This is a genomic window from Celeribacter baekdonensis, assembly GCF_900102315.1.
GTDB lineage: Bacteria > Pseudomonadota > Alphaproteobacteria > Rhodobacterales > Rhodobacteraceae > Celeribacter > Celeribacter baekdonensis.
This window is the reverse complement of record NZ_FNBL01000003.1, coordinates 16,277-42,814: the sequence shown is the minus strand read 5'-3', so window position 1 is coordinate 42,814 and position 26,538 is coordinate 16,277. Positions and strand designations below refer to the sequence as shown.

The 26,538-nt window shown below is 57.8% G+C and carries 26 protein-coding genes; 18 read left to right on the top strand and 8 right to left on the bottom strand.

The features are described from left to right. Positions 1–3: 3 nt before the first annotated feature. Complete coding sequence (locus BLT54_RS06710) at positions 4–885, bottom strand: RNA polymerase factor sigma-32 (RefSeq protein ID WP_074642656.1); 882 nt, start codon at positions 883–885, stop codon at positions 4–6. Positions 886–1,009: 124 nt separating this feature from the next. On the opposite strand from BLT54_RS06710, the gene cobU reads away from it, so the two are divergent. From cobU to BLT54_RS06690, 4 genes are all read left to right on the top strand, one after another. After that, entirely contained in the window at positions 1,010–1,543 is a 534-nt protein-coding gene (gene cobU / locus BLT54_RS06705; protein WP_083351726.1) for a bifunctional adenosylcobinamide kinase/adenosylcobinamide-phosphate guanylyltransferase, read from the top strand. Next, positions 1,540–2,109 carry a histidine phosphatase family protein gene (locus tag BLT54_RS06700; RefSeq protein WP_074642651.1) on the top strand — a complete coding sequence of 190 codons (570 nt, stop codon included), beginning with the start codon at positions 1,540–1,542 and terminating at the stop codon, positions 2,107–2,109. Before cobU ends, BLT54_RS06700 begins: the two co-directional genes overlap by 4 nt. A 79-nt stretch (positions 2,110–2,188) precedes the next feature. Continuing rightward, positions 2,189–2,875 carry a glutathione S-transferase gene (locus tag BLT54_RS06695; protein WP_074642649.1) on the top strand — a complete coding sequence of 229 codons (687 nt, stop codon included), beginning with the start codon at positions 2,189–2,191 and terminating at the stop codon, positions 2,873–2,875. Positions 2,876–2,973: 98 nt separating this feature from the next. Further along, on the top strand, positions 2,974–4,485 hold the full coding sequence (locus BLT54_RS06690; RefSeq protein WP_074642646.1) for a YifB family Mg chelatase-like AAA ATPase: 1,512 nt from the start codon (positions 2,974–2,976) through the stop codon (positions 4,483–4,485). A 7-nt stretch (positions 4,486–4,492) separates the two neighbouring features. On the opposite strand, the gene BLT54_RS06685 is transcribed toward BLT54_RS06690, so the two are convergent. The 4 genes from BLT54_RS06685 to rsmI form a co-directional block, all read right to left on the bottom strand. Further along, positions 4,493–5,395 (bottom strand): alpha/beta hydrolase, encoded by a 903-nt coding sequence (locus BLT54_RS06685; RefSeq protein WP_074642644.1) that lies wholly within the window; start codon positions 5,393–5,395, stop codon positions 4,493–4,495. After that, positions 5,392–6,345 (bottom strand): glutathione synthase, encoded by a 954-nt coding sequence (gene gshB, locus BLT54_RS06680; RefSeq protein WP_281241880.1) that lies wholly within the window; start codon positions 6,343–6,345, stop codon positions 5,392–5,394. The genes BLT54_RS06685 and gshB overlap by 4 nt, the downstream gene beginning before the upstream one ends. 92 nt (positions 6,346–6,437) lie before the next feature. After that, positions 6,438–6,833: a YraN family protein gene (locus tag BLT54_RS06675; RefSeq protein WP_176832836.1), complete on the bottom strand. Its 396-nt coding sequence runs from the start codon at positions 6,831–6,833 to the stop codon at positions 6,438–6,440. Positions 6,834–6,842: 9 nt separating this feature from the next. Further along, a complete protein-coding gene (gene rsmI, locus BLT54_RS06670; RefSeq protein ID WP_074642638.1) occupies positions 6,843–7,712 on the bottom strand; it encodes a 16S rRNA (cytidine(1402)-2'-O)-methyltransferase in 870 nt (289 codons plus the stop codon). 112 nt (positions 7,713–7,824) lie between these two features. Between rsmI and BLT54_RS06665 the strand changes: the two genes are divergently transcribed. From BLT54_RS06665 to murJ, 3 genes are read left to right on the top strand one after another with little or no spacing between them, the layout of a single operon-like run. Beyond that, positions 7,825–9,003: a penicillin-binding protein activator gene (locus BLT54_RS06665; protein WP_074642636.1), complete on the top strand. Its 1,179-nt coding sequence runs from the start codon at positions 7,825–7,827 to the stop codon at positions 9,001–9,003. Next, positions 8,963–11,785, top strand: coding sequence for a [protein-PII] uridylyltransferase (locus BLT54_RS06660; RefSeq protein ID WP_425429328.1), 2,823 nt, complete (start codon positions 8,963–8,965; stop codon positions 11,783–11,785). Before BLT54_RS06665 ends, BLT54_RS06660 begins: the two co-directional genes overlap by 41 nt. Next, a complete protein-coding gene (gene murJ, locus BLT54_RS06655) occupies positions 11,782–13,335 on the top strand; it encodes a murein biosynthesis integral membrane protein MurJ (protein WP_074642634.1) in 1,554 nt (517 codons plus the stop codon). Before BLT54_RS06660 ends, murJ begins: the two co-directional genes overlap by 4 nt. Before the next feature lie 14 nt (positions 13,336–13,349). Here murJ and BLT54_RS06650 read toward each other — a convergent pair whose 3' ends face one another. Continuing rightward, positions 13,350–14,048: a rhomboid family intramembrane serine protease gene (locus tag BLT54_RS06650; protein WP_074642631.1), complete on the bottom strand. Its 699-nt coding sequence runs from the start codon at positions 14,046–14,048 to the stop codon at positions 13,350–13,352. 78 nt (positions 14,049–14,126) lie between these two features. On the opposite strand from BLT54_RS06650, the gene trpS reads away from it, so the two are divergent. Next, positions 14,127–15,143: a tryptophan--tRNA ligase gene (gene trpS, locus BLT54_RS06645; RefSeq protein WP_074642629.1), complete on the top strand. Its 1,017-nt coding sequence runs from the start codon at positions 14,127–14,129 to the stop codon at positions 15,141–15,143. Positions 15,144–15,216: 73 nt separating this feature from the next. Here trpS and BLT54_RS06640 read toward each other — a convergent pair whose 3' ends face one another. After that, entirely contained in the window at positions 15,217–15,801 is a 585-nt protein-coding gene (locus BLT54_RS06640; RefSeq protein ID WP_074642626.1) for a L,D-transpeptidase, read from the bottom strand. Between the two features lie 383 nt (positions 15,802–16,184). Here BLT54_RS06640 and BLT54_RS06635 point away from each other — a divergent pair, with 383 nt between their 5' ends. The 10 genes from BLT54_RS06635 to BLT54_RS06590 all read left to right on the top strand — a co-directional run bounded on the left by BLT54_RS06635 (position 16,185) and on the right by BLT54_RS06590 (position 24,868). Continuing rightward, positions 16,185–16,640, top strand: a complete 456-nt coding sequence (locus BLT54_RS06635) for a universal stress protein (RefSeq protein ID WP_074642624.1) — start codon at positions 16,185–16,187, stop codon at positions 16,638–16,640. Between the two features lies 1 nt (position 16,641). Further along, positions 16,642–17,121: a DUF2267 domain-containing protein gene (locus BLT54_RS06630; protein WP_074642621.1), complete on the top strand. Its 480-nt coding sequence runs from the start codon at positions 16,642–16,644 to the stop codon at positions 17,119–17,121. Positions 17,122–17,216: 95 nt separating this feature from the next. Further along, positions 17,217–17,780, top strand: a complete 564-nt coding sequence (locus BLT54_RS06625; protein ID WP_074642619.1) for a NifU family protein — start codon at positions 17,217–17,219, stop codon at positions 17,778–17,780. Between the two features lie 9 nt (positions 17,781–17,789). Beyond that, a complete protein-coding gene (locus BLT54_RS06620) occupies positions 17,790–18,212 on the top strand; it encodes a GNAT family N-acetyltransferase (protein ID WP_074642615.1) in 423 nt (140 codons plus the stop codon). Positions 18,213–18,418: 206 nt separating this feature from the next. Next, positions 18,419–19,408, top strand: a complete 990-nt coding sequence (locus tag BLT54_RS06615) for a BMP family lipoprotein (RefSeq protein ID WP_074642612.1) — start codon at positions 18,419–18,421, stop codon at positions 19,406–19,408. A gap of 13 nt (positions 19,409–19,421) precedes the next feature. Beyond that, a complete protein-coding gene (locus BLT54_RS06610) occupies positions 19,422–21,032 on the top strand; it encodes an ABC transporter ATP-binding protein (RefSeq protein ID WP_176832835.1) in 1,611 nt (536 codons plus the stop codon). Beyond that, positions 21,029–22,126 (top strand): ABC transporter permease, encoded by a 1,098-nt coding sequence (locus BLT54_RS06605; protein WP_074642608.1) that lies wholly within the window; start codon positions 21,029–21,031, stop codon positions 22,124–22,126. Before BLT54_RS06610 ends, BLT54_RS06605 begins: the two co-directional genes overlap by 4 nt. Before the next feature lie 2 nt (positions 22,127–22,128). Then, the gene (locus BLT54_RS06600; protein ID WP_074642605.1) at positions 22,129–23,091 is read left to right on the top strand and encodes an ABC transporter permease; all 963 of its coding nucleotides are present in this window, start codon (positions 22,129–22,131) and stop codon (positions 23,089–23,091) included. 122 nt (positions 23,092–23,213) lie between these two features. After that, a complete protein-coding gene (locus tag BLT54_RS06595; RefSeq protein WP_074642601.1) occupies positions 23,214–24,122 on the top strand; it encodes a sulfite exporter TauE/SafE family protein in 909 nt (302 codons plus the stop codon). Beyond that, positions 24,122–24,868 (top strand): TIGR02186 family protein, encoded by a 747-nt coding sequence (locus BLT54_RS06590; protein WP_074643479.1) that lies wholly within the window; start codon positions 24,122–24,124, stop codon positions 24,866–24,868. The genes BLT54_RS06595 and BLT54_RS06590 overlap by 1 nt, the downstream gene beginning before the upstream one ends. Here BLT54_RS06590 and BLT54_RS06585 read toward each other — a convergent pair whose 3' ends face one another. Next, entirely contained in the window at positions 24,869–26,422 is a 1,554-nt protein-coding gene (locus BLT54_RS06585; protein ID WP_074642598.1) for an ATP-dependent DNA helicase, read from the bottom strand. It abuts the gene before it with no gap. Between the last annotated feature and the right edge of the window lie 116 nt (positions 26,423–26,538).

Genomic DNA, 26,538 nt, shown 5'->3' with positions numbered 1-26,538 from the left:
CCCTCAGTTCAGCAACAGCGAAAGTGCTTCACCGTGACGTTCCAAGGATTTGCGCATTTTGACCAAAGCCCCGGCCTCCAATTGCCGGACGCGTTCTTTTGACAAAGACAACTCGTCCCCAAGGCTTTCAAGCGTGCGCGGCTCATCCGAAAGCTTACGCGCGCGCAAAATGAATTGCTCGCGGTCGCTGAGTTCGCTCATGGACTCTTTGAGCCATGTTTTCAGTTGCTTTTGATCATGCTCTTCCCCCACCATTTCGGCGGCGGTGTCGCCCTCATCGGCCAAAAGGTCGATCCATTCGCGACCATCCTCATCACCCGATTGTTGCGCGTTGAGCGAAAAGTCAGAGCCGGACAGCCGCCCGTCCATCATCTCCACATCGCGCAGGGGCACGCCCAAATCCATTGCGATCATCTGTAACAATTGCGCATGATCAAGCCGCTCGCCCTGTGTCGAGGCCTCGCGTTCCAACCGCGCCTGAACCCGGCGCATGTTGAAAAACAACGACTTTTGTGCAGAGGTTGACCCAGTGCGCACCAAGGACCAATTGCGCATCACATAGTCTTGCACCGAGGCCTTGATCCACCACGCCGCATAGGTCGAAAACCGCACGCCGCGGTCCGGGTCGAATTTCTCCGCCGCTTTCATCAGGCCCAATCCGGCCTCTTGGATAAGATCGTTCATCGGCGCACCGTAACGTTTGAACTTGGCCGCCATCGAAATCGCCAAACGCATATAGGCGGTGATCAAACGGTGCAAAGCCGCCTCATCGCCATGATCGCGCCACGCGCGTGCCAATGCCTGTTCTGTTTCAAGATCAAGCATTTCCGCTTTCATTGCCCGACGTGGCAATGCGTTGTCTGATACAGTCATATCGAGTGCCATAAGACCCTCCCGAGGTTTGGCCGCTCTGCCTCCATGTGCGTTATATGCGTTGGGCATTTGCGAGCGGTGGTTTCTCCTGTTACGAACACAGTACCCCAATTGGATGACTTTGAGTTTCACGAACATGTGCAGTCCCTTTACGCTCGTTCTCGGCGGCGCTTCGTCCGGCAAGTCTGACATTGCTGAAAAATTGTGTTTTCACAGTGGGTTAGATCGCGTTTACCTGGCCTCTTCGCAGGTCTATGACGATGAAATGCGCACAAAGGTTGAGCAACACCGCACAAACAGAGGGCCAAATTGGCGCACAATCGAGGAACCTTTTCGTGCGGATCAGGTGATTTTAGCGGCAAAGGCACATCAAATACTCTTGTTTGATTGCGCCACGCTTTGGCTCACCAACCATATTCTGGCCGATCACGACATAGATCGGGAGACGGCCACGCTCTTGACCGCGCTCAAAACCTGTCCGGCACAGGTGGTCATTGTCAGCAACGAGGTCGGTCAGGGCATCGTCCCCGAAAACGCTCTCGCGCGTCGGTTTCGGGTGGAACAAGGGCGGCTCAATCGGCGGTTGGCCGCAGAGGCCGGGACGGTTGTGGGCGTGATGGCCGGGCTGCCCTTTATGCTCAAAGGTGAGAGGCCGGAGGCGTTGACATGAGCACATTATGGTTGATCCGCCATGGCCCAACCCATGCCAAAAGCTTTGTCGGCTGGACCGATCTTCCGGCGGACCTATCGGACAGGGCGGCGATTGCACGGCTTGAATCGGCGCTGCCTCGTGTGCCCTTGATCTCCTCCGATCTCAGCCGCGCGGTTCACACAGGAAGCGCCATTCAGGGTCCGCGCCCGCGCCTGCCCCATGATCCGCGCCTGCGTGAAACCCATTTTGGCGATTGGGAAAATCTGTCTTGGGCCGAGATTCAACAGCGCGACACGGATCTCGCCCGCCGGGTGTTTGAAACCCCCGGCGACATCGCCCCGCCCGGTGGTGAAAGTTGGAACAGGTTTTCCGCCCGTGTTCATGCGGGTGTCGCGGCCTTGCAAGGCGAAACCATTGTGGTCGCGCATATGGGAGTCATTTTGGCGCTGTTGCAAAAGGCGCTCGGATGTACGGCCTATGAGGCGCTGGGACATCAAATTGATCCGCTGTCTTGTACGGTGATCGACTGTCCTGAGGGTCTGGAGAAGGCGTGGAACTGCACGCTCATAAATCACAAATACTAATACAAACTATGAAAAAATATCTCTTTTCGTGATGCATAAAGCCTATCTAAGATAGGTGCTGACACACAAGGAGTTTCATATGTCTTACGATCTGTTCATTGGTGATAAAGGGTTTTCAAGCTGGTCGCTGCGCGGCTGGCTTTTGTTTGAGAAATTCGACATCCCGTTTCGCGAACACATGATCGGCCTTTACACTGGCACGATGCAACAGGACCTTGCCCCCCTCGCCCCTGCCCGCTTTGTGCCCACTGCGCGCACACCCGAAGGTTGGGTGATCGGCGAAAGCATCGCTTTGGCCGAAACCTTGGCAGAGCGTCATCCCGAGGCGGGAATTTGGCCCGCCGATCCTGAGGCTCGCGTATTCGCCCGCTGGCTTGTGGCTGAAATGCATGCCGGGTTTACCGCCCTGCGCTCCGCCTGTTCGATGCAGCTTTTCCATCAATATCAAGGATTTGTTGTCTCGGATGCGGTTCAGACCGACCTGGACCGCCTTGAAACCATGCTGGGTCATGCCTTTGCGCATTTCTCCGACGCAGGCCCTTGGTTGTTTGGTGCCTACTCTGCCGCCGATGCGTTTTACGCCCCGGTTGCGGCACGGATCGCTGGCTATGATCTCCCGGTGTCTGAACGCCTCACAGCCTATGTTGCGGCGCATCTGAACGATCCGGCGTTCAAAGCCTGGCGCGCAGAGGGGATCAAACTCAGCTATGATCCGATGCCCTATGCGCTCGATCTGCCCAAAACCGACTGGCCGGTTGCGCCATAATTCCCGCAAAAACCCGGCACGCATTAACCCTTTGCTAACCATGTGCATCGTAGCACTGGTTAAGATTGGTTAATGCGTTTCGCGCGGGAGAAGACATCATGGTCGCACGGACCTTTAGCGTCGCATTCGAAGGCGTCGAGGCCCGTCGGGTCGAGGTTCAATGCGCCATAGCACCCGGTCTGCCCAGTTTCACCATCGTCGGCCTGCCGGACAAAGCCGTCTCAGAGGCCCGCGAGCGGGTGCGGGCGGCTTTGGCGTCAATGCAAATCGCGCTGCCCTCAAAAAAACTGGTCATCAACCTGTCCCCTGCTGATCTGCCGAAAGCAGGTTCACATTTCGATCTGCCCATCGCCTTGGCCATCCTCGCCGCCACCGGATTGATCCCTGAAGAGCAGGCCGAGAAAACCCTCTCGCTGGGCGAATTGGCCCTTGATGGGTCGCTTGTGGCGGTCAATGGCGCGCTGCCCGCCGCGTTGAAAGCCGCCGAGTTGGACTGTGTTTTGGCCTGTCCCGAAGGGTGCAGCGCCGAGGCCGCTTGGGTTGGCGCAACGCCGGTTTATGGTGCCAAAACGCTGGCGCAATTGCTGCGCCATTTCACCGGGGATCGCCCGCTTCATGCCGCCGAGCCGGGCGAAGTGTCCCTGCCCGAGCATCGCAAAGACATGCGCGACGTGAAAGGGCAGGAAAAGGCCAAACGCGCGATGGAAATCGCCGCCGCAGGCGCGCATCATCTGTTCTTGGTCGGCACACCAGGGTCGGGAAAATCCATGTTGGCGGCGCGCTTGCCGTCAATTTTACCGCCCTTGTCGGCGCAAGAAGCGCTTGAAACCTCAATCATTCATTCGCTCGCGGGTCTCTTGTCCGAAGGCGGAATTTCCCGCGCCAGACCGTTTCGCGAACCACATCATACCGCCTCCATGGCGGCCATCGTCGGCGGTGGCCGCGGCGCGCAGCCGGGCGAGATTTCCCTGGCGCATAACGGGGTTTTGTTTTTGGACGAATTGCCCGAGTTTCCGCGCCCCGTCTTGGAAACCCTGCGCCAGCCGGTCGAAAGCGGCGAGGTCATGGTGGCACGCGCCAATGCCCATATGCGCTATCCGGCAAGGTTCATGTTGGTGGCGGCGGCGAACCCGTGCAAATGCGGCTATCTGCCCGACCCGGCCCGCGCCTGCGCCAAGGTGCCTTTATGTGGCGAAGATTATTTGGGGCGCATCTCCGGGCCCTTGATGGATCGGTTTGATCTGCGCCTCGAAGTGCCTCCGGTGCAATTCATGGACCTCGACCTGCCGCCGTCGGGCGACAGCTCCGTCGTGATTGCGGCGCGCGTAGCCGAAGCGCGCAGACTGCAAACTGTGCGACTTGAGGGCACGGGCCTGCGCACCAACGCAGAAATCGAAGGGCAAATGTTGGAGGAGGCGGCCACGCCCGATGCAGAAGGTCGGGCGCTGTTGACCATGGCAGCTGAAAAACTGGGCCTGACCGCGCGCGGCTATCACCGGGTGATGCGGGTCGCGCGTACCATTGCCGATCTTGCCGGCGAAACAAACGTGCGCCGCCCACATGTGGCCGAGGCGCTGAGCTATCGGGTGGTGTCAAACACGCTCAATTAGCGGCGGATCATGTAAGCTGCGGATCATGGGCGATGATGAATTCTGCGGTCTCCGAAATCGCCTGTCGCGCCTCCGGGAAAAACCCGTCAAACATGTGCCAGACATGCGGCGCACCACGGGTCAGGCTAAGGGTCGCCTCCACGCCTTGTCGGCACAAATGATCCGCCATGCGCACCGCATCATCGCGCAGGATTTCGCATTCAGACGCCTGAAGCAACACCGGCGGACCATCCGGGAACGTGGCAAACAGGGGCGAAACCTGCGGCTGATTTGGGTCCGTGCCGCCCAAGATCATTTTGGTGAGATCACGGGCGCGTTCGACCGGAAAAAAATAGTCGCGTTTGGCATTTGAGACAAAAGACGGGCTTGAAAGAGTCAGGTCGGTGAAGGGCGACCATGCGAAAGCGCAAGCCGGCGGGGTGCCGCGTTTGCACAGCTCGGACAAGAGCGAGAGCGCCAAACCGCCCCCCGCGCTGTCACCGCCGAGGCTGATGTCTTGGGGGGCATAGCCCGACGCCAAAAGCGCGTCCCAGACCAGACAGGCATCCTCAAACGCCGCTGGCAGAGGGTGTTCCGGGGCCAAACGATAGGCCGGAAGAAACACGGACCGGCGCGCCAATTGTGCCAGGCGCGACGCCAAGCGTTTATGGGTCTGCGGGCTTCCGGCAACATAGCCGCCGCCGTGGAAAAACAGGATCACACGACCCTCCTCGACGTCAGGCGGGCGTATCCACAGACCCGGAAATCCCAGCGCATCATGGCGCACCTGCGTTGAGAGCGTCACAGGCACGGAGAGCCGCGCCGCCCAATCCACGCCCTCGCGCAGGGGCACCGGGTTTTGCGCATGGGTAAAGGCGGCGCGCACGATGGGGCTCAATGCATTGGCAAGGAACCGCATCCGGTAGCTCATGCGCGCTTGGCCTCAATCGCCTGCCAAATCAACTCTGCCGCGTTGGTGCCATCAAACCGTTCAAGCTCCTGAATGCCGGTGGGCGAGGTCACGTTGATCTCGGTAAGGTAATCACCTATCACGTCAATCCCGACAAAAACCTGACCCTTTTCTTTCAAAAGTGGGCCAATCTTGGCGCAAATTTCTCGATCACGTTCAGTCAGTCCGACCTTTTCGGGGCGCCCGCCCACATGCATGTTGGAGCGGGTTTCGCCCTTTTGCGGCACGCGGTTGATCGCGCCCACAGGTGCGCCATCGACAAGGATGATCCGTTTGTCGCCGTTAGATACATCGGGCAAGAATTTCTGAACAATCATCGGCTCGCGAGACATGCCCGTGAAGAGTTCATGCAGGGACGACAGATTGCGGTCATTCGGGTCCAGACGGAACACGCCCGCGCCGCCATTGCCATAAAGCGGCTTCAAAATAATATCGCCGTGCTTTTCTTTAAACGCCCGAATGGTGCCGAGATCGCGCGCGATGGCGGTGGGGGGCGTCAGGTCCGGAAAATTCAGCACAAGCAGTTTTTCCGGGTAATTGCGCACCCAAAACGGGTCGTTGACCACCAATGTGCCCGGCGTGATCATGTCGAGCAAATGGGTGGTGGTGATGTAGCCCATATCAAACGGCGGATCTTGGCGCAGCCAGACCACGTCATAGTCAGAGAGATCGACCTCCATCATCTCGCCCAATGTGTAGTGATCGCCCTCAACCCGGCGCACCTCAATCGGCCAGCCCCGCGCGGTGATCCGGCCTTCTTGGAAGGCAAGATGGTCCGGCGTGTAGTAAAACAACGTATGCCCGCGCTTTTGCGCCTCTTCCATGATGCGGAACGTGCTGTCGGCGTTGATATTGACCGGACCGATCGGGTCCATCTGAATGGCGACTTTTAACGATTTCGGTGTGGGCAAGGCTTGTCTCCCGAGAATGGTTTTCTCTTAGATGGACCAGCCCTGCCGCGCATTCAATGGGAATGTCCTGTGCGGGAATTCACATGAGCCTTTTACATCAAAGCATTTTCGAGAATTTCGACATGGCCCGACGCATCGACCAGAGCCACATCAATGCGCATATCGGTGAGCAAGCCCTTGGGCTGTTGGCCGATGTAGTCTTCGGCGCTGGCACAGATGCGACTGATTTGTTTTGGACGCAGGTGTGCCGCGGCGGCGCTGAGGGTTTTAGAGGCTTTGACTTCGACAAAAATGAAACCGTCGCCGTCGCGGAAGATCAAATCAATTTCCCCGCCCGCGCCGCGCCACCGCGCATGTGCCAAGTCATGGCCTTGGGCCTCATAGTGGCGTGCAACACAAGCTTCGGCGGAGTGACCAAATTCATAAGCCATGCGCCCGCGCGTTTGGCGGGCAGAAATCGGGTCATATCCGACAAAATCAAGGGGCACGCTTTTCTCCTACTGCGGCGAATTTTGATCCGTGATCGCGAGCGCCATTTGATAGGCATCGCGTTTTTTCAATCCGTGTTTCTCGGCCACCTCCGCTGCGGCGTCTTTGACCGACATTGTTTCCAAGGCCCGCCTCAAATCCGCTTCGAGATCGGCCTCGGATATCTCTTCATGCTCCGCGCGCCCGACCAAAAGGACAATTTCGCCTTTCACCGGACTGTCGCGCAGGCTTTCCTCAAGCTCCGCCAAACTGCCCTTTCGCACTTCTTCAAACCGCTTGGTCAACTCGCGACACAGGGCCGCCGGTCGGTTTCCCCCCAAAGTCTCACACAATTCTCCTAACGTTTTATGAATCCGCTTTGGGCTTTCATAAAACCCAAGCGTGGCTTGGACCGGAGCGAAGGAGGTAAAGAATTTCAACCGAGCCCCCCGAGACGACGGGGGAAATCCGGCAAAAAGGAACCGATCAGAGGGCAATCCCGAAATGGTCAGAGCCGCAATCATCGCGGAGGGACCAGGCGCGGAGGTCACTGGGATGCCGTGAGAAAGCGCTTCACGGCACAGTACAAAGCCAGGATCGGCCACCAAAGGTGTGCCGGCCTCAGATGCATAGGCCACGGATTTGCCCTCCTGCATCAAAGAGATCAGCCGAGGTCGGGCCTGAGCGCCGTTGTGATCGTGATAGGCGTAGATATGACGACCATTGAGGGGAACACCGTGGATTTCCATCAATTTGCGCAAAGTGCGCGTGTCTTCGGCGGCCAAAACATCCGCAGAGGCGAGAATATCGAGCGCACGCAGGGTGATATCGCGCGCATTCCCGATGGGAGTGGCGAGAAAATGAAGGCCAGCGGGAAGATGCTTGACTTGGTAAATCACATGAGTTCCGGGTCTTTGCGGCGTTTACTCTTTGGGGCGTGTCGCATAGTCTGCGCAGGTGTCTAACAGACCCAAGTTGCCAAGAGTTCGCCGTCAGGAGTGAGGTTCCCCTATGTTCGCTGTTCTAAGCGCCGCCCGCAAGTCCATCAAAAAACTTGTGCTGGCTTTGTCTTTTACCGCCCTTGCTGCCTGTGATCCGGGCGCGCTTCAGGTTGGTGGCGGTCCGACCATCAACACAAGCAAACCTGTGCCGGTCGCACTTTTGGTGCCGTACGAATCGCAACAGGGCGGCGACGTTGCCCTTGCACAGTCCCTGGAAAACGCGGCCCGTTTGGCGATGGCGGATCTTCAGGGCGTGACGATTGATTTGCGGGTCTATGCCACCGGGGGTCAGGCTGAACGTGCCTCGGCGGTCGCTTCGCAAGCAGTCAAAGACGGTGCCAAGATCATCCTTGGTCCGGTGTACGGCGGCTCGGCCAAATTGGCGGGCATTCCGGCCGCCAACGCGGGCATCAATGTCTTGTCCTTCTCCAACAACCCGGACATTGCAGGCGGCAATGTGTTTATCCTTGGCGATACCTTTAGCAACACGGCCAACCGGCTTGTGTCCTATGCCAAAGCCAATGGCAAAAACCGGATCATGGTTGTGAACGGCCAAAGCTCGGCGGAAAATTCTGGCGCGAGTGCGATCAAAACCGCCATCGCCCGCGAAGGTGCGACATTCGCCGGAGAACAGAGCTTTGAGTTGAGCCAACAGGGGGTGGTTCAGTCCATCCGCCCCATCGCCTCAGCCGCGCGCAGCTCTGGTGCGGATGCGATTTTCTTTACCTCAGGCAATGACGGCGCCATGCCGCTTTTGGCGCAGATGTTGCCCGAGAACGGCATCAAATCGCCGCAGCCGCAATTCATCGGCCTGCAACGCTGGAATTTCCCTGCCTCCGCGCTGAGCCTGCCAGGTCTGCAAGACAGCTGGTTTGCCATCCCCGACCAACGCCTCGTCAACAGCTTTTCCAACCGCTACTCCGCCCAATATGGCGCAGCACCGCATGCTTTGGCGGGCCTTGCCTATGACGGGATCGCGGCAATTGGAGCCTTGGTGCAGTCCGGCAACCAAAACGCCCTCACCACTCAAGGCCTGACCCGCAGCTCCGGCTTTGTCGGTGTGAACGGAATTTTCCGGCTTTTGTCCGATGGCACCAACGAACGTGGCCTCTCCGTGGCGACCATCCAAAACAATCAGGTAATCGAGATTGACCCTGCACCAAGATCCTTCGCGGGCGCTGGCTTCTAACGACCCCGCCCTTGCTGACTTTGTTCCGGCCCCAGCCGGCAGCCTGATTTGCTCTGAAACGGCAATTTTCGACGTCTCCGCCGTGGCGGAGGCGTTGGATGCCGCTTGGGTGGGGGCGAAAGATGCGGCGGCCCTGCGCAAAGCCACCGTGAGCGTCCTCAATGCGGCACAAGACAAAGGCCGTGCCACCATTGCCGCCGCCATAGCCGAGGCCCCGCGCAATGCCCGCCCGGCAGTACGTTCCTATGCTTGGCTCACCGATTGCCTCGTCACCTCGGTGTTGTTCACGGCGCAAACCAAACTGCACCCAAACCCCAACCCGACCGAAGGCGAACGCATCGCGATTTTGGCCGTGGGCGGGTATGGGCGGGCCGAAATGTCACCGCACTCCGATGTAGATCTGTTGTTTTTGGCGCCCCATAAAATCAGCGGCTGGATCGAAAGTCTGGTCGAGAGCATGCTCTACATGTTCTGGGACCTGCACCTGAAAGTCGGCCATTCGACCCGCACGATCCGCGATTGTATCCGTCTGGGACGCGAAGATTTCACCATTCGCACCGCGATGTTGGAGCTGCGCTATTTGGCCGGAAACCGGGATTTGGCGACCGAGTTGCATGTCAAATTGCGCGACGAATTGTTTCGCACCACGGCACGCGAATTCATCGAAGCCAAATTGCAAGAACGCGCCGAGCGGCATCGCAAACAGGGCGGGCAACGTTATGTGGTGGAACCCAATATCAAAGAGGGCAAAGGCGGGCTGCGCGATCTGCATACGTTGTTTTGGATTGCCAAATACGTCCACGGCGTGCGCAACACCGCCGATCTGGTCAAAGCGGGCGTGTTCACCGCCGAAGAATATCGCCAGTTCGAGGAGGCCGAAACCTTTCTCTACGCCGCCCGCAATGCGCTTCACCTGATCGCCGGACGCCCTATGGACCAACTCACCTTTGATTTGCAGGTCGAGGTGGCGGATCGGTTGGGCTATATCGACCATTCCGGTCGCCGCGCAGTCGAACATTTCATGCAGGATTTCTTTCGCCATGCGACCCGCGTCGGCGAACTGACCCGGATTTTCCTGACCTCACTTGAGGCGCAACACGTCAAACAAGAACCGGCACTGCAACGCCTGTTCAAACGTCGGCGTAAGATCGACAACCAATATGAACTGGTCCACAACCGGCTCAATGTCCTCGATCGCAAGGCGTTTTTGGCGGACAAACTCAACCTCCTGCGCGTCTTTGAAGAGGCGCTGCGCACCGGCTATCTGTTGCACCCGGATGTGATGCGGCTGATTTCGGCCAATCTCGATAAAATCGACAATGAGATGCGCAACACGCCCGAGGCACAGCGGATTTTCATGGATCTCTTGCTCAAACACGGCAATCCGGAACGCGCGCTGCGCCGGATGAATGAACTGGGCGTTCTGGGGGCTTTTATCCCGGAGTTTCAGTACATTGTCGCGATGATGCAATTCAACATGTATCACAGCTACACGGTGGATGAGCACACGATTCAGGTGATTTCCAACCTGGCGCAAATCGAGCGCGGCGAGTTGACCGACCCGCTGCCTTTGGCGACGAGCATTCTGGAGGCCGGCGTCAATCGCAAAGTGCTGTATGTCGCCATGTTGTTGCATGACATCGGCAAAGGCCGCCCCGAGGATCATTCGATCATCGGCGCACAGATTGCGCGCAAAGTGGCACCGCGGCTTGGCCTGAAACCGGCGGAATGCGAGACGGTGGAATGGCTGGTGCGCTATCACCTTTTGATGTCGGACATGGCGCAAAAACGCGACATTTCTGACCCCCGCACGGTGCGCGATTTTGCCAAGGCGGTCAAAACCCGCGAGCGGCTTGATCTTTTGACGGTGCTGACCGTCTGTGACATTCGCGGCGTTGGCCCGAATGTGTGGAACAATTGGAAAGCGGTGTTGTTGCGCAACTTGCACGCGCAGACGGCCTATGCGCTGGAACACGGGCTGGAAGAGGTCAACCGCGATGCGCGCGAGGGCGAGGCGAAAAAGGTCCTGCGCGACAAATTGTCAAATTGGGACACGAGCGAGCGGCGCAAAGAAATTCAGCGCCATTATGGCCCCTATTGGCAAGGCCTGCCCCTGTCCGCGCATCTGGTCTTTGCCGAGCTGTTAAAGGGCATCAAAGCCGATGAAATCCGCGCCGATCTTCACCCCGATGAGGACCGCGACGCCACCCGCGCCTGTTTCGCGCTGACGGACCATCATGGCATTTTCTCACGGCTTGCAGGCGCTTTGGCGTTGGTCGGGGCCAATGTCGTGGACGCGCGCACCTATACCTCGAAAGATGGCTATGCGACCGCCGTGTTTTGGATTCAGGACAACGATGGCAACCCGTTTGAACAGGCTCGCCTGCCGCGTCTGCGGCAGATGATCGACAAGATTTTGCGCGGTGAAATGGGCGCACGCCAAGCGCTCGATTCCCGCGACAAAATCAAGAAACGCGAAAGCAAATTCCGGGTGCCGACCTCCATCAGTTTTGACAATGAGGGCTCGGAGATTTTCACCATCATTGAGGTGGACACCCGCGATCGGCCCGGTCTTTTGTACGATTTGACCCGCGTTTTGGCCGCCAACAACGTCTCCATCGCCACCGCTCAGATCGCCACATATGGCGCACAGGTTGTGGACGTCTTCTACGTCAAGGACATGTTCGGAATGAAATTCCACAGCGAATCCAAACGCCGCACCTTAGAAAAAAAGCTGCGTGAAGCGATTGATCAAGGCGCGGAACGGGCGCGCAGCGCATGAAACCCATCCGTCTTGTACGCGGCTTTGTGACCGTGGGCGGCTGGACCTTGATGAGCCGGGTGCTTGGGTTTGTGCGCGACGCGTTGATCGCGGCCTATTTGGGCGCGGGACCGGCGGCAGAGGCCTTTGTCGTGGCCTTCTCCCTGCCCAATATGTTCCGCCGCTTTTTCGCCGAAGGCACGTTGAACGTGGCCTTTGTGCCGCTGTTCTCAAAGAAACTTGAAACCACCGGGGACACCGAAGGGGACGCCAAACGCTTTGCCGAGGACACCCTGTCGGTCCTCGCCACGGTGCTGATCGTCTTGACGCTTTTGGCGACGCTGTTCATGCCCGCTTTGGTTGCAGCCATGGCCGCCGGGTTCATTGGCGATGCGCGGTTTGATTTGGCGGTGGATTTCGGACGGATCGCCTTTCCTTATGTGGTCTTCATCTCACTCGGCGCGCTGTTTTCGGGGATTTTAAACGCCACCGGACGCTTCGCGGCCGCGGCCGCAGCCCCGGTGTTGCTCAATGTTGTGCTCTCGGTCGCGATGATCACAGCGGCCAAACTGGGCTGGCCGGTGGATCGCGCGCTGATCTGGGCCGTGCCTGTGGCGGGTTTGGCGCAGCTTTTGATGGTCTGGCGTGCGGCGGCCAAGGTGGGGTTTGGCCTGCGTCCACGCCTGCCACGTCTGACGCCCGAACTCAAACGTTTGTTTCTTTTGGCCGGCCCTGCCGCCTTGGCGGGCGGGGTGGTTCAGATCAACCTGTTGATCGGTCGGCAAGTCGCGTCATTCTCTGAAACCGGTGCGTTGCAATATCTCAATCTGGCGGATCGGCTGTATCAATTGCCCTTGGGCGTTGTCGCCATTGCCATTGGTGTTGTGCTTTTGCCGGACCTGTCGCGACGGCTTCAGGCGGGCGACGGACAGGGCGCGCGCGATGCCTATAACCGGGCCTTTGAATTTGCGCTTTTGCTGACCGTCCCGGCCGCGATTGCTCTGATCGTCATTCCTGAGCCGTTGATTTCCTTCCTGTTTCAACGCGGTGCCTTCACACCGGAAGACGCCCATAAGACCGCCTATGCGGTGGCAATTTATGGCCTCGGGCTTCCGGCCTTTGTGATGCAAAAAGTGTTACAACCGCTGTATTTCGCCCGCGAAGACACCAAAACCCCGTTCCGCTATGCGCTTTATTCGATGGTGATCAATGCGGCTGTGGCCATCGGTCTGTCTTTTTTCATCGGCTATCTTGCGGCGGCGGTCGCGACCACAGTTGCCGCTTGGGGCATGGTCGCACTATTGTGGTTTGGCAAGTCCGATATGGGCGTCGAGGTTCACGCAGACCCGCGCCTGGTCCGGCGCGCGCCGCGTATTTTGATTGCCTCTTTGATGATGGGCGCGCTGCTTTATGGTGCCAATATCGCGCTCTCACCCGTGTTCGAGCTGTCGCGCGGGCTTGGCACGATGATCTTGGTCAGCCTTGGTATCGCCGGCTATTTCGCCTTGGCCCAAGCGATTGGAGCGGTGCGATTTGTCGAACTTAAAGGCGCGGTCAAACGGCAAAAGTGATGCGAATGCGGCGGTTAACGCCGCCGCAGCCGCGCCATGATCCGCCCCATTGCCCCCGGCACCAAAAGCGCCGCCGTTCCAAAGCCCGCGACAAAGCCCGCGAGTTTTGCAACCCAATCGGAAGAGCCGCCGAACAACAGGCCAAAGACCAATTGCAGCCCCATCAACAATCCGATCAGGGTAAAGGCCCGCATCCGGTTTTCTTGCATCCGACCAAGGCCAAGCCAGAGGATAAACGTGTAGGCACCGATGAATCCGTAAGCCGCAGGATAAGCGCCCAAAAGCGGCTGAGCGGTGTTTAAAACCAGCCCATAGATCAGCGCGCCAAACAGGGTCGAGGCGAAAAAGATCACGAACACCGCGACATTGCCAAACGTCTCACCGACCATTTTGCCCAGAGCCAAAATAAAGACGATCGCCATCAGCGCATGGGTCAAAGAATAATGCACAAACCCGTAGCTCAGAAACCGGATCACATGTTCAAACGGCCAAGTGCCCTGTGTGCGCATCGCCTCAAAAACGGTGTCAAAGAACCCGTAATCCTCCATCGCGACAAGCCGCCAGCCCACCGCATCGGGCCCCCCGATGATGCCATAAGAGCCGATTTGAAACAGCGCCTCGATGCCCCCCAGCACCAAAGCCAGCGCCACCACCGCAGGCGGCAGAGTGTTAAACGGCAATTCGGGACGATGCTCATTGGGGATGTCATTCATTTTCCGGGGCTTTCCTTGACGGGTTCGTCCTGCATAGGTAAGCGATGATCACCTAACAATCCAGTGACGGAGTTCCAGATGGAGAAGCTCGCCTTCACCCCCCGTGTTTTTTCGGGGATCAAGCCTTCGGGCGGGCTCACACTCGGCAACTACTTGGGCGCGATCAAGCGTTTCGTAGATATGCAGGGCGGTGAGTTCGAAACCATCTATTGCGTGGTGGACATGCACGCGATCACTGTTTGGCAAGACCCCGAGGATCTGCGCCATGCGACCCGTGAAGTGGCCGCAGGCTACCTTGCGGCGGGCATCGACCCGGAGAAATCGGTCTTGTTCAATCAGTCGCGCGTGTCGGCCCATGCGGAGCTCGGTTGGCTGCTCAACTGTGTTGCCCGTGTTGGGTGGATGAACCGGATGACTCAGTTCAAAGACAAGGCGGGGAAAAACGCCGAAAACGTGTCGCTTGGGCTTTACGCCTATCCCTCGCTGATGGCTGCCGATATTTTGCTGTATCACGCGACCCATGTGCCGGTGGGCGAGGATCAAAAGCAACACGTCGAATTGACCCGCGACATCGCCCATAAATTCAACCACGATTACAAGGTCGACTTTTTCCCGGAAACGATCCCGGTGATCGAAGGCCCGGCGATGCGTGTGATGAACCTGCGCGATGGGACCAAGAAAATGTCCAAATCGGGTGAGTCGGACATGGAACGCGTCAATATGACCGACGACGCCGACACGATCGCGAAAAAGTTCAAAAAGGCCAAATCGGATGCGGATGTGTTGCCCGAAGAGATGGAAGGGCTCGCAAACCGCCCGGACGCGCGCAACCTTGTGAACATCTACGCGGGTCTGGCCAATATGACCGGCGAAGAGGTTTTGGCGGTCTATGGCGGCCAAGGTTGGGGCAAGTTCAAACCCGATCTGGCCGAGCTTGCGGTCGAAAAACTCGCGCCGATTTCAAGCGAGATGAAACGCCTGATGAATGACCCGGCGGAGATCGACCGGATCATGGCAAAAGGTGCCGACAAGGCCAATGAGATCGCCCAGCCGATCCTCAACAAGACCTTTGAGATCATGGGTTTCGTGCGCTGAACAGTGCCTCCCACTCAAAACAAAAGGGCGCCCGGTGAGGCGCCCTTTTTCGTTTTCATGGCAGTCCAAATACTCAGACCAGCTTCACCTGTGTGCCCACTGCCACGCGGGGGTAGAGATCGGCAATCATCTCATTATAAAGCCCGATACAGCCATCTGACGAGCGCCGCCCGATCTTGCGGGTGTCATGGGTGCCGTGAATGCGGTAATATTGCCACGACAGGTACAGCGCATGGGTGCCCAACGGGTTTTGTGGTCCGGCGGGCACGACTTTTGGCAGGCTCGGGTCGCGTTCGCGCATGGACGGCGTCGGGGTCCAGGTCGGCCCCTCCACCTTTTTGATCACCTCTGTGTAGCCGCGTTTGGTCAGTTCCTCAGAGATCGGCACCGAGGTCGGATAAAGTTTATAAGCCCCATCGGCCGCCCAAAAATGCAGAGCACGGCTCACCGTATCGGCGACAATCGCGCCCTTTCCCAAGCTGTCGAAATGCTCGTGCCAATCAATCCGGCGAAAACTTGAGATATTGCGGCGGGCATTTTGTGGTGCTTGCAATTCATCTGGCAAGGTCAACCCGATCTCTTGGGCAAAGGCGGCTTTGCCAACAAAGGGTGCCGCTAAACTCAGCGCCAAAAACCTACGTCTTTTCAACTCGATCATGTGAATGTCCTCGTGCTTTATGCGTTAAGCGCACCAAACATATCCCTGCGGCAAACCTCAAATCACGATGGGGTTAACTGGCCGACACACAGCACAAACGCGACTCTGATGTCACAGAAGGGATTCAAACCTGTCCTAAGCTTGGCCTGCAGCGCATCAGAATCATGGCCCGTCCCCGCCAAAGCGCATGCCCTTGCGCGTGATGTGCGCGGCTTGATCCGTTTCCCCGACAGATCAGCACCCGTTGACCCTCGGTTCTTAGGAGCCGGGGGTTTTTGGGGGTCATCCCACCATTGTATCGCGCACTGGCGGTTGCGTCGCGCGCGTAGCTCGGTCATCATCCGGCAAAGCCCAAAGATCGGGTGCCACTCAAAGAGGCCAGTATGCGCAAGTTTCTCGTCATCCTTGATGACAGTCGCGAATGTCTCAATGCCATGCGGTTTGCGGCGATGCGCGCCGCGAAATCAAACGGTGGTGTGACAATCCTCTCAATCATTCCGCCCGAGGAATTCAACCATTGGATCGGTGTCGCGGATTTGATGCGCGAAGAGACCCGCGACCGCATCATCGCCCATTACGAAGTCTTCGCCAAATGGATGCGCGACCGACAGGGCATTGATCCAGAATTGGTGATCCGCGAAGGTGAGGCGGTGCATGAAATCCTCTCGCAAATCAAAGAAGACCCGAAAATTGGGGTTTTGGTTTTGGGCGCGGGCACGGAGAAATCCGGCCCCGGCCCGCTCATTTCGGCGATGATGAAACAGGCGGGTTTTTTGCCGATCCCGATGACGCTTGTGCCCGGCGAGATGTCGAAAGAGCGGTTGGAGGCGGTGACCTGAGATGTCGATGCCATGGACGTACCGACATTCCGAAAAAGAGTTTAAATCCTTTCTCAAGGATGCAAAGGACCGCATGGGATCGGTTCTTGAGAGTGACAAGATGGCCTATACGGTGGTCGACGGCGTGCTGCATGTGTTTCGCCGCCGCCTGACCCCGCCGCAGGTGATTGCCTTTGGCGATGTTTTGCCCTCCAGCTTGCGCGCGATGTTGGTCCGTGGCTGGAATGTCGACGCAGTGCCTTTGCCCTTTGGCTCTCGTTCAGAGATGATCCGCGAGGCGCAGGAGTTGCGCCAGACCCGCAATATCATGCCGCTCAATATCATGCCGCTTAATGTGATCGAAGCCACGGGGTACGCCCTATGGCGACATGTAGACCACCGCGATTTGGCGCGGGTTTTGGCCCAGATCGGTCCCGAGGCTGTGGCGTTTTGGCATGTGCCGGGGGTTGCGGAGAACGAGTTGCAGCAACAGATCATTTAGGCGTGCTGACCAAGTGCATTGTTAGAATCATTCTAAAACTTGACTTTTGCGGTCCGAACGCGCATATCCGACTATGATCCTAAGGAATATCCGAAATGTTCATTCAGACCGAATCCACACCAAACCCCGCAACCTTGAAATTCTTGCCCGGTCAGACCGTGCTTGAGGCCGGAACTGCAGACTTTCCCACAGCAGACTCTGCCGCTGCATCGCCATTGGCGCAGCGTGTGTTTGCGGTCGGCAATGTCACCGGCGTGTTTTTGGGCTCCGATTTCGTCACCGTGACCAAAGAGGACGCCACCGATTGGGACCATATCAAACCCGCCATCCTTGGCGCGATCATGGAACATTTCCAATCCGGCGCACAGGTCATGGACACACATGCCAGCGCCGCAGGCGGCCACGCCGACCATGACGGACCTGACGGCGAAATCGTCAAACAGATCAAAGAATTGCTCGACACCCGTGTGCGCCCCGCCGTGGCCCAGGACGGCGGCGACATCACGTTCCATGGCTTTGATCGCGGCATCGTTTACCTGCATATGCAGGGCGCTTGCGCCGGGTGTCCCTCCTCGACTCTGACGTTGAAAATGGGCATCGAAAACCTGTTGCGCCATTACATCCCCGAGGTGCTCGAAGTGCGCCCCGTCGCGGCTTAAGAGTCCAAGATGTCGCCTGAGGAGCTTGCCACGCTCCATGCTGTAAGTTTCCAAACGCCCCGCCCATGGTCTGTCAAAGACTTCGCGGGGCTTTTGTCTATGCGCGAGAATTTTATCATCACGGGCGATGGGCCGTCCTTCATCATGGGCCGGTATGCCGCCAATGAAGCCGAAGTTTTGACCCTCGCCGTCCATCCCGAAGCGCGCGGTCTGGGCTTGGGCCGGGTGATGCTGCGCGCCTATGAGAAAGAGGCGGAATCGCGCCTCGCGTTGATGTCCATTTTGGAAGTGGCCGAGAATAACAGCGTCGCCATTTCGCTCTATCTTTCCGAAGGCTACAGCGAATCTGGTCGGCGTCCGCGCTACTACACAACGCCTGAGAATACGAAAATCGACGCTTTGGTCCTTTCCAAGCCATTAAAACATACGTGACCTTGCGTCACAGTGCACCGGAATGCCCAATCTCCCTCCATTGCGCGACCAAACGGTCAAAAATGGTAAAATGTGTATTGACCCTCCCTCTGTGACGCGCCCTAATCTCGCTATACTGCGAGACGATTTGCTCGCTCCATGGGCATGTGACTTGTTTTCAGACAAGGGACTGCCCCAATAGTTTAAATACCCAACGGGAGATACCCATGACCCTGACCAAAACACTCCTCGGCGCAGTTGCTGCTCTGGCCCTGACCTCTGGCGCAGCTTTGGCCGATCCGGCGATCATTTTTGATCTTGGCGGCAAATTTGACAAATCCTTCAACGAAGCTGCGTTTAATGGTGCCGAGCGTTGGGCCAAGGAAACGGGCGGGACCTACCGCGATGTCGAGCTGCAATCGGACGCGCAGCGCGAACAATATCTGCGCAACTTCGCTGAAAAGGGCTTTAACCCGATCGTGATGGCAGGCTTCTCCTTCGCCACCGCGCTTGAAACCGTTGCCGCCGATTTCCCGGACACCAAATTCGCCATCATCGACATGGTCGTGGACGCGCCGAACGTGCGCTCCGTGGTGTTCAACGAACAAGAGGGCTCCTACCTGGCCGGGATCGCCGCAGCTTATGCCGCCAAAGGCGACACCGTGTCCTTTGTGGGCGGCATGGACATCCCGCTGATCTCCAAATTCGCCTGTGGCTATGCCGAAGGCTTCAAATCCGTGAAACCCGAAGGCAAGGTCATCGTCAACATGACCGGCACCACACCTGCGGCATGGAACGATCCGGTGAAGGGCGGCGAATTGACCCGCGCGCAAAAATCTGCGGGTTCTGAAGTTGTGTTTGCGGCGGCGGGCGGCACCGGTCTTGGTGTTCTGCAAACTGCAGCCGATGAGGGCATGTTGTCCATCGGCGTCGATAGCAACCAAAACTACCTCCAGCCCGGCTCGGTTCTGACCTCCATGGTCAAACGCGTCGACAATGCTGTGTATGATGCCTTCACCCAAGGTGAGACCCTTGAGACCGGCATCAATGTGATGGGCCTGTCCAACGACGGTGTTGGCGTTGCGATGGATGAATATAACGCCGCCCTGATCACACCTGAGATGAAAGCGGCCATCGACGACGCCACCGCAAAAATCATCGCCGGCGAAATTGTAGTGCACGACTACATGTCCGACGAATCCTGCCCGGCGTTTTAAGGGCAGCTGTCGCATGAGCGTCCAGTCTGAAGCGGGGCGGCAGGCAACTGCCGCCCCCACCGCTTCCTCCGCCCCCATTGACGCGCCAGCGATTGAACTGCGCGGGATTTCCAAAGCCTTTGGCCCGGTTCAGGCCAATAAGGACATCTCGATCACGGTCAAAAAAGGCACGGTCCACGGCATCATCGGCGAAAACGGCGCGGGGAAATCCACGCTGATGTCGATCCTCTATGGCTTTTACAAAGCCGATGCGGGGACGATCCACATCAAGGGCCAAGAGGTCCAGATTGCCGACAGCCAAGCCGCGATTTCCGCCGGCATCGGCATGGTGTTCCAGCACTTTAAACTGGTCGAAAACTTCACCGTGCTCGAAAATGTCATTTTAGGCGCAGAAGATGGCGGATTGCTCAAACCCTCGCTGGCGAAAGCCCGCACGCTTTTAAAGCAACTCTCTGATGAATATCAACTTTCTGTCGATCCAGATGCTTTGATCGAAGATCTCTCCGTCGGCCACCAGCAACGGGTTGAGATCCTCAAAGCGCTCTATCGTCAGGCCGACATCCTGATTTTGGACGAACCCACGGGGGTTTTGACCCCGGCCGAGGCGGACCATTTGTTTCGCATTCTCGAAGGGCTCAAAGAACAGGGCAAAACCATCATTCTCATCACCCATAAGCTGCGCGAAATCATGGAGATCACCGACACGGTGTCCGTGATGCGCCGCGGCGAGATGACCGCGACAGTGCAGACCGCCGACACCACCCCCGAAGATCTGGCCGAACTGATGGTCGGGCGCAAAGTCTTGCTTCATGTTGAGAAAAAGCCCGCCACACCGGGAGCGCAGATTTTGGAAATTGAAAACCTGCGCGTCGTGGATGAGCAGGGTGTGGAACGGGTCAAAGGCATTGATTTGCATGTGCGCGCCGGTGAAATTCTTGGGATTTGTGGCGTGGCGGGCAATGGTCAAACCGAACTTTTAGAGGTTTTGGGCGGCTATCAAACCGGCACGGGCACGATCCGCCTGAATGGCCAAGAGATCGACCTGACAGGCAAGAACTCCGACGGCCAATCGCGCCGCGCCCGCGGGATTTCGCATGTGCCGGAGGACCGGCATGATGAGGGTCTGATCCTGAATTTCCAAGCCTGGGAAAACATGGTGTTTGGTTATCACCACGCACCTGAATATCAAAAAAACCGCTTTTTGATGGACAACGCCGCGATCAAGGCAATGACCCAAGAAAGCATGACCAAATTCGACGTGCGCCCGCCAAACCCCAAGCTGGAGGCCAAAAGTTTTTCCGGCGGCAACCAGCAAAAAATCGTGTTGGCGCGCGAGATCGAGCGCAACCCCGACCTGCTGTTGATCGGTCAGCCGACGCGCGGCGTCGATATTGGTGCCATCGAGTTCATTCACCAACAGATCGTACATCTGCGCGATGCGGGCAAAGCCATCCTATTGGTGTCGGTGGAACTTGATGAAATCCTGTCGCTGAGTGACCGGATTGCGGTGATGTTTGACGGTAAAATCATGGGCGAACGCCTGCCCTCTGAGACCAATGAAGGCGAGCTTGGCCTGATGATGGCTGGGATTGCCGAAGAAAAATCGAGGGAGGCTGGTCAATGACAAAAATGCCAAAATGGGCGGATGCCGTCCTCATTCCGTTGATCTCGATCTTCTTGGCCTTTTTGCTGTCGGGCCTCGTGATCATGGCCATCGGCAAAGACCCGGTGGTGGCGATCAAAACCATGGTGCAAGGCGCGTTTGGCAGTTCAAACGGCATTGGTTACACGCTCTATTACACCACCAATTTCATCTTCACCGGCCTTTCGGTCGCTGTCGCCTATCACGCCCGATTGTTCAACATCGGCTCTGAAGGTCAGGCGGCGTTGGGCGGTTTGGGGGTGGCGCTTGTGTGCCTTTATGTGCCTTGGCCGCATTGGGCCATTGCCCTGCCTGCGGCGATGATCGGCGGTGCGCTTTTTGGGGCGGCCTGGGCGTTTATCCCCGCCTATCTTCAGGCCAAACGCGGCAGCCATATCGTCATCACCACCATCATGTTCAACTTTATCGGCTCTGCGCTGATTGGCTACATCCTGTTGAATTACCTCAAAGTTCCGGGGTCTATGTCAACTGAAAGCACGCGGTTTGGCGCCGGGGCACACCTGCCGACTTTCCATGAAATGTTGGCGCCCTTGGGCATTGAGTTCAACAAAAACGCCCCCGTCAACGTGTCCTTCCTGATCGCGCTTTTGGCGGCTGTTGGGTTCTATTTCCTGATCTGGCGCACCCGGCTTGGCTATGAAATCCGCGCCTATGGCCAATCGGAAACGGCGGCGAAATACGCCGGCATCAACCCGGTGCGCATCGTCGTGATCGCCATGCTGATCTCCGGCGCCTTGTCCGGCCTGATGGCGATCAACAACGTGATGGGCGAGGCCGAACGGTTGATCGACAATGCCGTCGAGGGCGCGGGCTTTATCGGCATCGCAGTGGCTTTGATGGGCCGCAATCACCCGATCGGGATCGTCTTGGCCGCGCTTCTTTTTGGCTTTTTGTACCAAGGCGGCGGCGAATTATCATTCTGGGAATCGATCCCGCGCGAATTGGTCGTGGTCATTCAGGCCCTTGTGATCATGTTCACCGGCGCGCTCGATAATATGGTGCGCGCGCCGCTTGAAAAACTGTTCATCGCCCTCAACAAGAAAAAGGAGGCGTGAGCATGGACTATCTCACGATCATCCAAATCCTCGACAGCACGGTGCGCCTTGCCACGCCTTTGCTTTTGACCTGTCTTGCCGGGCTGTTTTCCGAACGCGCAGGCGTCGTTGACATCGGACTTGAGGGCAAATTGTTAGCGGCGGCGTTCTTGGCCGGGGCTGCGGCCTCTGTCACCGGGTCGATTTGGATCGGGCTTTTGGCGGGCGTGGCCGGATCTTTGGCGTTTTCCATGATCCACGGGCTGGCCTCGATCACCTTCAAAGGCGATCAGCTTATTTCAGGCGTGGCTCTGAACTTTCTCGCCGCCGGACTGACCGTTGTTGTTGGCCAAAGTTGGTTTAAGCTCGGCGGGCGCACGCCCTCGCTCCCAACGGAAGCACGGTTTGGCGAATGGAACCTGCCGTTTTCTGATGCATTGGCCGATGTGCCCTTTATCGGACCGCTCTACCATGAATTGATTTCTGGTCACACCGCGCTGACCTATATGGCACTGCTTGCCGTGCCACTGTCGTGGTGGGTGCTGTATCGCACCCGCTTTGGTCTGCGCCTGCGCGCTGTGGGGGAAAACCCCTCAGCGGTCGATACGGCGGGCGTGTCGGTGGTGAGACTGCGGTTCGCCGCGCTGGTCATCGCTGGCGTGTTGTGCGGCATGGCCGGCACTTACCTTGCCTCTCTCGCGGCGGGTTTCGTCAAAGACATGTCGGCAGGGCGCGGTTACATCGCCTTGGCAGCGTTGATTTTCGCCAAATGGCGGCCTTGGTATGCGCTCTCCGCCACGATGTTGTTCGGGCTTTTGGAGGCCATTGGCAACCGTTACCAATCCATCACCATGGGCGATTTCACCATCCCCGTGCAGTTCATGCAGGCCCTGCCCTACATCCTGACCGTGATCATTTTGGCGGGCTTTGTCGGCAAGGCCATCCCACCGCGCGCGGGCGGCACGCCCTATGTGAAAGAACGATAAACCTCCGTAAAATGACACAGAGCGGGCCTTCGGGTCCGCTTTTGTGTCTCAAACGCCGCGGATCATTTGACGCGCGCGCCAAATCACTGCATTGCTGAAGAAAGACGTCGCGAAAGTCCCCTATGCAAATATTTCTCCCAATCGCAGAAGTTTCGGTGAATGCCTTCACCCTGCTCGGACTTGGCGGGATTGTGGGCGTATTATCGGGCATGTTTGGCGTCGGCGGCGGATTTTTGATCACGCCGCTCTTGTTCTTTGTCGGCATCCCGCCCGCTGTGGCGGTGGCCACCTCTGCCAACCAAATTGTCGCCTCGTCGGTCTCCGGTGTGCTTGCCCATTTCAAACGCAAGACGGTGGATTTAAAGATGGGGTTTGTGCTGTTGGGGGGCGGGCTTGTCGGCTCTGCCATCGGCATTCAGATCTTCAACATGCTCAAAGCCATGGGTCAGGTCGATTTGCTTGTGACCCTCTGTTATGTGGTGTTTTTGGGCATCATCGGGTTTTTGATGCTGATCGAATCCATCCGTGCCATCAAACGGGCCAAAGGCCGCCCGGGTGGTCGCCCGGAGCGCAAAAAACACCTTTGGGTTCACAACCTGCCGCTGAAAATGAAATTCCGCGCCTCGGGGCTCTATATCTCCGCCATTCCGCCGATTGCGGTGGGTGTTATGGTGGGCATGTTGGGCGCCGTTATGGGCGTGGGGGGTGGATTCATCATGGTGCCTGCGATGATCTATCTGCTTGGAATGCCAACCAAAGTTGTGATCGGCACCTCGCTGTTTCAGATCATTTTCACCGCCGGGTTCACCACCTTGCTGCACGCCTATACCAACCATACGGTAGATGTGTTTTTGGCGTTTCTGTTGCTGATCGGCGGCGTCATTGGTGCGCAAATCGGCACCCAAATCGGGCTAAAAATGAAGGCCGAGCAATTGCGGATTTGGCTTGCGGTTTTGGTGCTGGCCGTCTGTCTCAAACTGGGCTTCGATCTGTTGTTGCCGCCCAAAGAACTCTACTCACTGGGGGCATGATGACACGCGTTTTTGCCCTGCTGTTCGCTTTGTTGATGCTGCCCGGTGCGGGCCGTGCCGAAGAAGTCGTCGCCGCGCTGAGCCAAAGCCGGATTTCCATTACGGCCAATTTTGACGGCTCTGAAATTTTGATTTTTGGGGCAGTGAAGCGCGACCAACCGACGCCGGAGGGAGAGCCGCTCGATGTCATCATCACCGTCGCGGGGCCTGAAAAGGTCGAAACCATCCGCCGTAAAGATCGCCGTTTTGGCATTTGGATCAACGTCGAGGCACAGGTGATTGGCCACACGCCCACCTTTTACACGGTCACCTCGACGCGGGAATTGGCCGATATACTGCCGCCCTTGACCGACAGTCTTTGGAAAATCACCCCCGACAAACGCATTTTGCCAGGGATGCGCGGGCTGCCTGCGCGCGAGGCTTTGATCCGGCTGCGCAAGGCGGATGATCTGTACCGCACCCGCGAAGGGGTCGTCACGCTGAGCGAGGACACGCTGTTTCAAACCTCGATCACCCTGCCCTCCAATATCGTCGAAGGTGGCTACACCACGCGGATTTTTTTACTGCGAAACGGCGCTGTGATCGACAGTTACGGCACCACGATCAACGTGCAAAAAGTTGGCATTGAGCGTTGGCTTTATAATTTGGCCTATCAACAGGCGTTGATCTACGGCGTGATGGCGCTGGCGATTGCCGGGCTGTTTGGGTGGGGGGCCTCAGAGGCGTTTCGCATTCTTCGGCGTTGATCACAGCAGCGCGTCGACCTGTGCCTCAAGTGTCAAAGGTGCCGCCTCTTTGGCGGTCAAATCCGCAACAGACAGCGGTGCGGTCGGTTTGGCCAACCGCGCCTGCGTCACCCACAACAGCCGCGTTTCGGCGCGGGTGATGGCGACATAGGTCAGCCGTTTCCAAAGCGGAATGCCCGCCTCCATCCGACCGGCGCGCGCGGCGGCCATAATGTCGGGGGCAAAGACCTGAACACTGTCCCATTGCGAGCCTTGCGCCTTGTGAATCGTCACCGCCGCTCCATGCAAAAATGCCGCCCCCATGCGCGCGGCATAGGGGATAAACGGTTCTTCTTCATCGGGAATTTCGATTTTAACAATGGAGGCCGCCGAGATATTCGGGTCCTCCGCGCCGATCACATGTAGCCGCGAAAAGCCGGGTTTGCGCCCTGGGCCGAGGTAGACGACCTGCGCGCCTTTGATCAAGCCCCGCGCCTCAAGGTCCAACCGTTTCTTGCGGTGTTTCGCGGGCAATTCGATGCCATCACAGATCAAAGGTTCGCCGGGCAACAGCGCATCCACGGGCGCGCCGTGGACATTGCGAAACGCTTGGATCAGCCGGATGCGGGTCGCATTGCGCCAGACCAAAACCGGCGAGCGCGCCATCAAATCGCTTTCGACCCGGCTGGCATAGACCACCCGCTCGTCGCGCGCGGCGGCCTCTTGGATCATGCGGTCAAACTGATCAAACCCCAACTGCGGATCGGCCAGAGCATGGGCCAGATCGAGGATCGGGTTGTCTTGGGTTTGGCGGTGAATACGGTGCAGCACATAGGTGTTTTCCGCGCCCAAAGTTTCAAACACCATCTCGCCGGCTTGGTTGACCGGGGCCAATTGCGCCGGGTCACCGAACAGCACAAGCGTCGGGAAAATCTCTTTGAGATCATCGAGTTGGCGTTTGTCCAACATTGAGCTTTCATCGACGAATCCGATATCGAGCGGGTCTTCGCGGCGCTTCCACCCGGTGATGAAATCAGAGCCACGCAGGCCAGCCGCCGCCAAAGCGCCGGGGATGGATTTATGGGTTTGATAAAAGGCATAGGCCCGATCCAAGGCCTCATCTGTCAGACCCTCAACCGAAAGGGCTTCGACATCCGGGCGCTCGCCATTGCCCGCCAGCCATTCGGCGATTTTTTCATATTCCGGGTCATAGACCGGGGTGTAGAGAATGCGATGGATGGTGGTTGCGGGCACGCCGCGGGTGCGCAAGACCGAGGCGGCTTTGTTGGTTGGCGCAAGAATCGCCAAGGTGCGGCGTTCCTTTTTCTTGCGGCCTTCCCAATCGCCGGAAACGATATCGACGCCCGCCTCATCCAGAGCCTTGTACAGCTCTGCCAACAAAAGGGTTTTGCCCGATCCCGCCTTGCCGATCACCGCGCGAATTTGCGTGTCCGTTGACGCCATGGGCAAAATCAGCCCATCCTCAAGATCAACCCCCACCTGTTTCAGCACGGCGCTGATGGCGTCATAGGCGTCGGCCTGATCGTCAGAGAATGTAAGCGCGGTTCCAGTCATGGCGGCGACCCTAAAGCGTTTCGAAGCAAACCTGTATCAGAGATTTTGGTCGAAACGCCCAAAAGACCAAAATGATCCTGGGCGCGTCCCCTTCCCTTATGTCAGGCTTAAGGAGT

What these genes read in the sequence shown, in the direction of transcription:
- BLT54_RS06710 (WP_074642656.1), bottom strand. Translation starts at nt 885, where the DNA reads ATGGCACTCGATATGACTGTATCAGACAACGCATTGCCACGTCGGGCA.
- cobU (WP_083351726.1), top strand. Translation starts at nt 1,010, where the DNA reads ATGTGCAGTCCCTTTACGCTCGTTCTCGGCGGCGCTTCGTCCGGCAAG.
- BLT54_RS06700 (WP_074642651.1), top strand. Translation starts at nt 1,540, where the DNA reads ATGAGCACATTATGGTTGATCCGCCATGGCCCAACCCATGCCAAAAGC.
- BLT54_RS06695 (WP_074642649.1), top strand. Translation starts at nt 2,189, where the DNA reads ATGTCTTACGATCTGTTCATTGGTGATAAAGGGTTTTCAAGCTGGTCG.
- BLT54_RS06690 (WP_074642646.1), top strand. Translation starts at nt 2,974, where the DNA reads ATGGTCGCACGGACCTTTAGCGTCGCATTCGAAGGCGTCGAGGCCCGT.
- BLT54_RS06685 (WP_074642644.1), bottom strand. Translation starts at nt 5,395, where the DNA reads ATGAGCTACCGGATGCGGTTCCTTGCCAATGCATTGAGCCCCATCGTG.
- BLT54_RS06665 (WP_074642636.1), top strand. Translation starts at nt 7,825, where the DNA reads ATGTTCGCTGTTCTAAGCGCCGCCCGCAAGTCCATCAAAAAACTTGTG.
- murJ (WP_074642634.1), top strand. Translation starts at nt 11,782, where the DNA reads ATGAAACCCATCCGTCTTGTACGCGGCTTTGTGACCGTGGGCGGCTGG.
- BLT54_RS06650 (WP_074642631.1), bottom strand. Translation starts at nt 14,048, where the DNA reads ATGAATGACATCCCCAATGAGCATCGTCCCGAATTGCCGTTTAACACT.
- trpS (WP_074642629.1), top strand. Translation starts at nt 14,127, where the DNA reads ATGGAGAAGCTCGCCTTCACCCCCCGTGTTTTTTCGGGGATCAAGCCT.
- BLT54_RS06640 (WP_074642626.1), bottom strand. Translation starts at nt 15,801, where the DNA reads ATGATCGAGTTGAAAAGACGTAGGTTTTTGGCGCTGAGTTTAGCGGCA.
- BLT54_RS06635 (WP_074642624.1), top strand. Translation starts at nt 16,185, where the DNA reads ATGCGCAAGTTTCTCGTCATCCTTGATGACAGTCGCGAATGTCTCAAT.
- BLT54_RS06630 (WP_074642621.1), top strand. Translation starts at nt 16,642, where the DNA reads ATGTCGATGCCATGGACGTACCGACATTCCGAAAAAGAGTTTAAATCC.
- BLT54_RS06625 (WP_074642619.1), top strand. Translation starts at nt 17,217, where the DNA reads ATGTTCATTCAGACCGAATCCACACCAAACCCCGCAACCTTGAAATTC.
- BLT54_RS06620 (WP_074642615.1), top strand. Translation starts at nt 17,790, where the DNA reads ATGTCGCCTGAGGAGCTTGCCACGCTCCATGCTGTAAGTTTCCAAACG.
- BLT54_RS06615 (WP_074642612.1), top strand. Translation starts at nt 18,419, where the DNA reads ATGACCCTGACCAAAACACTCCTCGGCGCAGTTGCTGCTCTGGCCCTG.
- BLT54_RS06610 (WP_176832835.1), top strand. Translation starts at nt 19,422, where the DNA reads ATGAGCGTCCAGTCTGAAGCGGGGCGGCAGGCAACTGCCGCCCCCACC.
- BLT54_RS06605 (WP_074642608.1), top strand. Translation starts at nt 21,029, where the DNA reads ATGACAAAAATGCCAAAATGGGCGGATGCCGTCCTCATTCCGTTGATC.
- BLT54_RS06600 (WP_074642605.1), top strand. Translation starts at nt 22,129, where the DNA reads ATGGACTATCTCACGATCATCCAAATCCTCGACAGCACGGTGCGCCTT.
- BLT54_RS06595 (WP_074642601.1), top strand. Translation starts at nt 23,214, where the DNA reads ATGCAAATATTTCTCCCAATCGCAGAAGTTTCGGTGAATGCCTTCACC.
- BLT54_RS06590 (WP_074643479.1), top strand. Translation starts at nt 24,122, where the DNA reads ATGACACGCGTTTTTGCCCTGCTGTTCGCTTTGTTGATGCTGCCCGGT.
- BLT54_RS06585 (WP_074642598.1), bottom strand. Translation starts at nt 26,422, where the DNA reads ATGACTGGAACCGCGCTTACATTCTCTGACGATCAGGCCGACGCCTAT.